The sequence below is a fragment of the Thermobacillus xylanilyticus genome (assembly GCF_907165215.1).
Classification (GTDB): domain Bacteria; phylum Bacillota; class Bacilli; order Paenibacillales; family Paenibacillaceae; genus Thermobacillus; species Thermobacillus xylanilyticus.
Genome location: NZ_CAJRAY010000043.1, coordinates 177,346 through 184,473, shown reverse-complemented (window position 1 = coordinate 184,473; position 7,128 = coordinate 177,346). Strand labels below are relative to the sequence as shown.

Genomic DNA, 7,128 nt, shown 5'->3' with positions numbered 1-7,128 from the left:
ACATTTCGACGTGAGTGATCCGATCCCCCTTCGGTAACATTTTACCTGAGTGATTGCGAGCGCTGGACGGCCGGCGCAACGCGTGGTATTATGACCTGTCTGCGGGCGAATTGACGGTCGTGCTTCCGCGGCCGGCCGAAAGCGTCGCGGTGACGGTGCATATGGCGGAGAACGGATCGTGAGGAGATGCGGAATGGGAGACAAACCCGGAAAAATGGCGCGGGCCAAACGTCCTGCGGTGCTGCTGCTGGCCCTGCTCATGGCAGCGCTGGCCGCCTGCGGCGATGCCCGGCAGGTCAAGGAGGACGAGACCGTGAATCAAACGCGTGACACCGCGGCGGAGCCGGACGCCCGGCAAATGCCGGACTGGGCCGAGAGCGCCGTCATGTACGAAGTGAATATCCGGCAATACACGAAAGAGGGAACGTTCCGGGCGTTTGCGGATCATCTGCCGCGTCTGAAGGAGATGGGGGTCGACATCTTGTGGTTCATGCCGATCCATCCCATCTCCGAGAAGAACCGGCTCGGAACGCTCGGTTCCTATTACGCCGTCCGGAACTACAAGGCGGTCAATCCGGAATTCGGCACGGCGGAGGATTTCCGGGAGCTGGTAAACAAAGCCCATGACATGGGCTTCAAGGTGATTCTGGACTGGGTGGCCAATCATACCGGCTGGGACAACCCGTGGATCGACAACACCGACTGGTACACCACGGACGACAGCGGCCGGATCGTCCATCCGCCCGGCACCAACTGGCAGGACGTGGCGGATCTGAATTACGGCAACCCGGACATGCGGGCGGCCATGATTGACGCCATGAAGTACTGGGTCGAGGAATTTGATGTCGACGGCTTCCGGGCGGACTACGCCGGCGGTGTGCCGACGGATTTCTGGGAGACCGCGCGCGCGGAGCTGGAGACGATCAAGCCGGTCTTCATGCTGGCGGAGGACGACGCCCAGATTTCGCTTCTCCGGCGGGCGTTCGACGCGAATTACGGCTGGGAACTGTACCATCTGATGAACGGGTTGGCCAGAGGGCAGCGAAAGCCCGAACAGGTTGCGCTGTATGCGAAACGGCTGGAAAAGAAGTATCCCGCCGGAACGTTCCCGCTCCATTTCACCTCGAACCATGACGAGAACTCATGGACGGGAACGGAATACGAGCGGCTGGGCGGCGCGGTCAAGGCGATGGCGGCCCTGACCTTCACCGTGCCCGGCATGCCGCTCATTTACTCCGGCCAGGAGGCCGGGTTGAACAAACGGCTGCAATTTTTCGAGAAAGACGAGATCCCGTGGGACGATCTTTCCTTGCAGTCGTTCTACCGGGACCTGATCCGTCTGAAACACGACAACCCCGCGCTCCGGAACGGCGCGGCGGGCGGCGCGTTTCAGGCGCTCGAGGCGGACGATCCGAACATCCTGGCTTTTGCGCGGACGAAGGAAGACAACACGGTGCTCGTTGTCATGAATCTGTCGGACGGCAGCGTGCAGGGATCGGTCCGGACCGCCATGTCCGCGGGAACTTACCGTTCGTTTCCGCAGGAAGACGAAATCGAAATCGGAGACAGGCTTGCGGTCGAACTTGATCCGTGGGAATACCGCATCTTTGTGAAATGACGGGCCCCAAGCTAACATCCCCCATGCCGAAGCATGGGGGATGGTTTTTTTATGACCGCTTGAGCCCGTTATTTTCCGCCCGTAAACGTAATCCCTTTGACGAAGAACCGGTTGAAGAAAATGAACAGGATGAGCGCCGGGAGCGTGAACACCATCGACGCGGCCATAATCAGGTTCCAGAAGCTGAAATATTGCCCCTTGAATGTGTTGAGGCCGAGCGGCAGGGTGAACATCGCTTTCTCCGACATGATGACGAGCGGCCGCAGGAAGTCGTTCCATGCGCCCATGAAAATGAACACCGCCTGCGCCGCCAGCGCCGGTCCCGCCAGCGGAAGCGCGATGCGGAAGAACGTGCCGAACCGGCTGAGCCCGTCGATCTCCGACGCTTCCTCCAGATCCTTCGGGAAGCTGAGGAAGAACTGGCGCATCATGAAGATGAACGTCGCGTTCACCGCGCCGGGCACGATCAGCCCTTGATAACTGTTCAGCCAGCCGAAGTCGTTCAGAATCAGATAGCTCGGTATGAGGGTGAGCTGCCCCGGAATCATGAGCACGGCCAGAATGCCGAAGAACATCAACTTGTTGCCGGGGAAATTGAACCGCGCCAGCGCGTAGCCCGCCATCGAGTTGAACAGCAGGTTCAGCCCCATGACGATAACGGCGACCAAGGTGCTGTTGCCGAACCAGCGGGGGAACAGCGGCTCATCAACGAAAATCTGTTTGTAGTTGTCGAGCGTGAACGTCTTCGGAATGAAATTCGGTTCCCCCGACGAGATTTCACCCAGCGTTTTGAACGAGGCGGACAACCCCCAGAGGAACGGAATGAACGTGATGACGGCGTATGCGATCAGGATCGCATATTGGACGGTGCGCAGCGAGACCCGGACCCCTTTTTTGTCCCACATCCGGCGGTTCCCTCCTTCAGTTCAGCTTCTCTTCGCCGAAGATCCGGCGCTGGATGACGGTAACCAGCATGATGACGGCGGCGAGCATGACCGCCAGCGCCGCGGCGTAGCCCATGTCGAGATTCTTGAACGCGTATTGGTAGATGAGCAGCACCACGGTCAGCGTGGAGTTGTTCGGTCCGCCGGAACCGTTCGAGAAGATGTACGCCTGGTCGAACAGCTGGAACGTGCCGATGATGCCCATCGTGACGACGAAGAACGTGACCGGCTTCAGCAGCGGCAGCGTGATGCTCCAGAACTTCCGCAGCGTTCTTGCGCCGTCGATCTCGGCCGCCTCATAGAGCGAATCCGGGATGTCCTGCAGAGCGGCCAGATAGATCACCATGAAATACGGTGCGGTGGACCAGACGTTCATCAGCATGATGCCCTTGAGCGCCACCTTCGGATCGCCGAGCCAGTTGAAGGGCTGAATGCCGAAGACGCCGAGCAGGTCGTTCAGCAGGCCGTCGGTTTTGAAGATCCACATGAAGATCAGCGTGAGCACCGCGGAGGAAGTGACCGTCGGGAGAAAATAGAGGATGCGGAACGCGTTCCTGCCCCTCAGCTTCGAGTTCAGAACGGCGGCAAGCAGGATGGCCAGCGCCGTCTGGAGCGGCACAACGATGATCGCGTACTCGAACGTGTTGTACAGGGCGATCCATACACGGTCGTCCGCCCCCATCCGCACATAGTTGTCAAAATCAATGAAGCGGTACGAGATGCCGCCCAGCAGCTGCACTTTGTGAAACGACAAGAATAGCGCATACACGATCGGCGCCAGCAGGAACGTGCCGATGACGAGCAGCGTCGGCAGCAGGAACAGATAGCCGGCGGCTGCCTCTCTGAGCTTGCGCCTGTTCATTCGCGGTTCCTCCTTCGCATCGGGACTTGCGGTTTCCGACAGGCAAGAGCGCATTCGTCCGCCGCGGGGGGATGCAGCGACGAGTGCGCTCATGCCAGCCGGAAAGGGGGCGGACATGCCGCCCCCGCCTGCCAGCGCGGATTATTGCATTGCATCGATTTCCTTGTTCGATGTATCCTGCGCCTTCTTCATCGCGTCTTCAAGCGATTGCTCGCCGAGGTACGCGCTGACGAACTGGTTGTTGAAGTTATTCATGATGACCGGGCCGTACTTGCCGGCTTGCCACGGCGTTGCATAAGCCGCGCCTGCGACCAGCGCGCTGCGGTATTCGTCCTTGTCGTAGCCGAGTTTGGCTGCGACCGATTTCCGCGTCGGCAGCGCGAAGCCTTTGCTCGTCCAGATCTCCATGCCTTCCTTGCCGGTCAGGAACTCGATCAGCTTCCAGGCTTCTTCTTTATGTTTCGACTGCTTGTTCATGACGTATGCGACGGTGAATGCCATCGTGCCTTTCTGGCCGTTCACGGTCGGCACTTCCGCGGTGCCGTACTCCAGATCCGGGAAGTTGTTGTCCAGGTACGGGATCGCCCAGTTGCCTTCGAGCACCATCGAGACTTTCTCCTGGCCGAACATTTCGCCGCCCCAGCCTGCGCCGACTTCGGTCGGTTGAGCCGACGTCTTGTCAACCAGGTGCTGGTCGATGACCAGCTGCAGGCCTTTCAGACCTTCCGGCGAAGCGAAGGCGGCTTTGCCTTCCGCGTCGACGACTTCGCCGCCGTACGCCTTGATCATGAACATTTGCCGCGCCAGCTCCGGCGCAACGCCCAGACCGTAGCGGCCGTCCTTCGTGAGCTGCTTCGAGTATTCGATGAGCTCTTCCCAGGTGGTCGGCGGACCGGACAGGCCGGCCTCTTCGAAATGTTTCTTGTTGTAGAAGAGCGCCAGCGTCGAGAAGTCTTTCGGGAAGCCGTAGTAGTTGCCGTCCGCTCCTTTGAACGCGTTGAGCAGCGGTTCTTCGAAATCGGCGATGTCGAACTCGTCCGTGACGTATCCGTTCAGCGGTTCAAGCACGTTCTGCTCCATCAGCGCTTCCGCTTCGACCGAGTCGAGGTAGAACACGTCGCCGGCCTGGCCGCCGATCAGCCGCGTCTTGATGACATCCATGTATTGCTCGGCGATGACTTCGTATTTCACCTTGATGTTCGGGTACTTCTTCATGAACTCGTCAAGCGTCTGCTGCAGCAGCTCTTCCTCTTCAGGCGAGGCCCCCCAGCCGTTGAGCGTGAGTTCCACTTGCTCCGCGGAATCCGAGCCGCCGGATCCTTCGGACGCGTTGCCGGAATTCGAACTGTTGTTTGTCGAATTGCTGCCGGTTGACGACGAGTCGTTCGATTTGCCGCCGCAGCCCGCGATGATCAGCATCAGGGACAGCATGACGGCCAGGATGGTGAATCCTTTTCTTTTCATACTGCAGAACCTCCCTTTTAATTTTGAACATCTTGATGTATTGCATGAAGCACGCGCAGCTCGCAGCCGGTCGAATTGTGTTCGACCTCGACTTCCGGCACCGCGTTTCCTTCCCGCCGCGTGACCGTCAGCGACAGGGTTCCGGAGCCGACGCGAAGCTGGCGCACGCTCAGCCGATTCATGCCCTCCGGCAAGGCCGGCCTGAGTCGGATGATGCCATCCGGCACATCGGGATCGAGTCCCAGGAATACTTGCAGGAAGATCAGCGGCGTGCCCGCCGCCCACGCCTGCGGCGAGCAGGCGACCGGATACGGTACCGGGCGTCCGAGCGTATCCTCGTAGCCGCAGAACAATTCCGGCAGCCGGGCGTATTCGAAATGTTCGGCCGCCCGCATGAGCCCCCGGGTCACCTTGAGCGCCTGCTCGATGAATCCCATGCGGCTCATGCCGATCAGGCACAGCGAGTTGTCGTGCGGCCATACGCTGCCGTTGTGATAGCTCATCGGGTTGTACCCGGTGGACTTCCCGCTCATCGTGCGGATGCCGTAGCCGCTGAACATGTCTTCCGCCGTGAGCCGGCGGGCGACGAGTTCCGCGCGGTTCTCGTCCGGCAGCCCTGTCATCAGCAGATGGCCCGGGTTCGACGTCACCGATTGCACCTGCCGTTTTTCCCGGTCAAGGGCGATCGCGTAGAAGGACTCATCCGCCATCCAGAACGACTGCTCGAACCGGCGCTTCATGTCTGCCGCGGCCCGTTCCAGCGCTTCCGCTTCGGCGTTGCGGCCCAGCTTGCGGAAAATCTCCGCCATACCCGTCTTCGCAAGGTAAACGTAGCCCTGCACTTCCGCGAGGGCGATCGGCGTCTCGGCGAAATCGCCGGATGCGTGAACGATCGAGTCGCCGGAATCTTTCCATCCCTGGTTCGCGATGCCGCCCGATGAGACGGAGTGGTATTCGACGAAGCCGTCGCCGTCCAGATCGCCGCTTTGGTCGATCCATTCCAGCGCCCGTTCAAGCGCCGGCATCAGCTCGCGGATGGCGCCCAAGTCGCCGGTCCAGCGGTAATATTCGATGGCCAGAACGACGAACAGCGGCGTCGAATCCACCGAACCATAGTAGGGCGTGAATGGAATCTGATTCGTGTTCGCCAGCTCGCCGTAACGGATTTCATGCATAATTTTGCCCGGCGTTTCGTCCCGCCACGGATCAACCTTGCTCCCCTGATAGACCGCCATGGTCCGCAGCGTGCCGAGCGCGACCTCGGGGTTGGCCGGCAGCATCTGCAGCGCGGCGATCAGGCTGTCGCGGCCGAACGGCACCGCGTACCACGGCAGGCCGGCGACAGGGAACGGCCCGTGGCCGAGATCCGTGAGCAGCATCCGCAGATCGCGCATGCCGCGGTGGTACAGCTTGTTGAAAATCTCCAGGTCGCTGTCGACCGATGTGGACCCCTGCTCCCAGCGGCGGTAAGACGCGTCCAGCAGCCGCAGCGCTTCCTCGCGCGGTTTCGCCTGCGGCGCCTTGTCCGCAATGACGGGCGTCACGGTCAGTTCGATCGTGCGGACCTCGCGGGGCTTCAGCTCGACCGCAAACGTTACCGTTCCGTCGGGCGACACCCGGTCGGCCGGGATGTTCCAGGCGATGCGCGTCTCCCGCGCGATGCCGTCGGCGCCGGCGTAGCGGATGGCGATCCGGTCCGCATCGACGCTCTTGCCCGTCACGGAGCCGATCATTCCGGCCTTGATGCCGCGTACGGTGAACATGTCGGCGAAGTCCGCATCAACGGTGATCGACGTCTCGAAACCGACCGTTTTCGGACCGTAGTTCGTATAAGAGATCGATTCGTACAAAACGCCGTCCTGGATGAAACGGTGCCGCATGATTTCCACCGTTTCCCGCCACAGCTTGACCTGACCTTCCTCTTCCATATGCGGATTCGTCAGCCTGAACACGGCCTGACAGTTCGTCTCGGCCGAGGACTCGAGGAGAATCGGCTTCACGCCGTTGATGCTCAGTTCAAGCCGGCTCAGAAACCGCGTATCCTGCGTATACAATCCGCTGCCGTCCGTAGAGCCCGGCGGGATGTCGCCGCTCTCGTCCGTCAGGAAAAACAGGTCGTTCTCTTTAATAACGCGATGTTTCATTTTGATTTCCTCTCCAGACTCCCGCCAATTATCCGAAACGTTTCGGATACCTGTCATTATATTCTTTGCCGTAAACGTTTGCAATAGGGGACAAAC

At 60.3% G+C, this 7,128-nt stretch carries 5 protein-coding genes; 1 reads left to right on the top strand and 4 read right to left on the bottom strand.

Features of this window, described 5'->3' with window-relative positions; all coding sequences use genetic code 11:
* Window positions 1-193 precede the first annotated feature (193 nt).
* Window positions 194-1,618, top strand: coding sequence for an alpha-amylase family glycosyl hydrolase (locus KJQ12_RS09830; RefSeq protein ID WP_015256111.1), 1,425 nt, complete (start codon window positions 194-196; stop codon window positions 1,616-1,618).
* Between the two features lie 68 nt (window positions 1,619-1,686).
* Here KJQ12_RS09830 and KJQ12_RS09825 read toward each other — a convergent pair whose 3' ends face one another.
* From KJQ12_RS09825 to KJQ12_RS09810, 4 genes are all read right to left on the bottom strand, one after another.
* Entirely contained in the window at window positions 1,687-2,523 is an 837-nt protein-coding gene (locus KJQ12_RS09825; protein ID WP_213484523.1) for a carbohydrate ABC transporter permease, read from the bottom strand.
* A 16-nt stretch (window positions 2,524-2,539) separates the two neighbouring features.
* On the bottom strand, window positions 2,540-3,424 hold the full coding sequence (locus KJQ12_RS09820; RefSeq protein WP_213484522.1) for a carbohydrate ABC transporter permease: 885 nt from the start codon (window positions 3,422-3,424) through the stop codon (window positions 2,540-2,542).
* A 141-nt stretch (window positions 3,425-3,565) separates the two neighbouring features.
* Window positions 3,566-4,888 carry an ABC transporter substrate-binding protein gene (locus KJQ12_RS09815; RefSeq protein WP_015256108.1) on the bottom strand — a complete coding sequence of 441 codons (1,323 nt, stop codon included), beginning with the start codon at window positions 4,886-4,888 and terminating at the stop codon, window positions 3,566-3,568.
* 17 nt (window positions 4,889-4,905) lie between these two features.
* A complete protein-coding gene (locus KJQ12_RS09810) occupies window positions 4,906-7,032 on the bottom strand; it encodes an amylo-alpha-1,6-glucosidase (protein ID WP_213484521.1) in 2,127 nt (708 codons plus the stop codon).
* Between the last annotated feature and the right edge of the window lie 96 nt (window positions 7,033-7,128).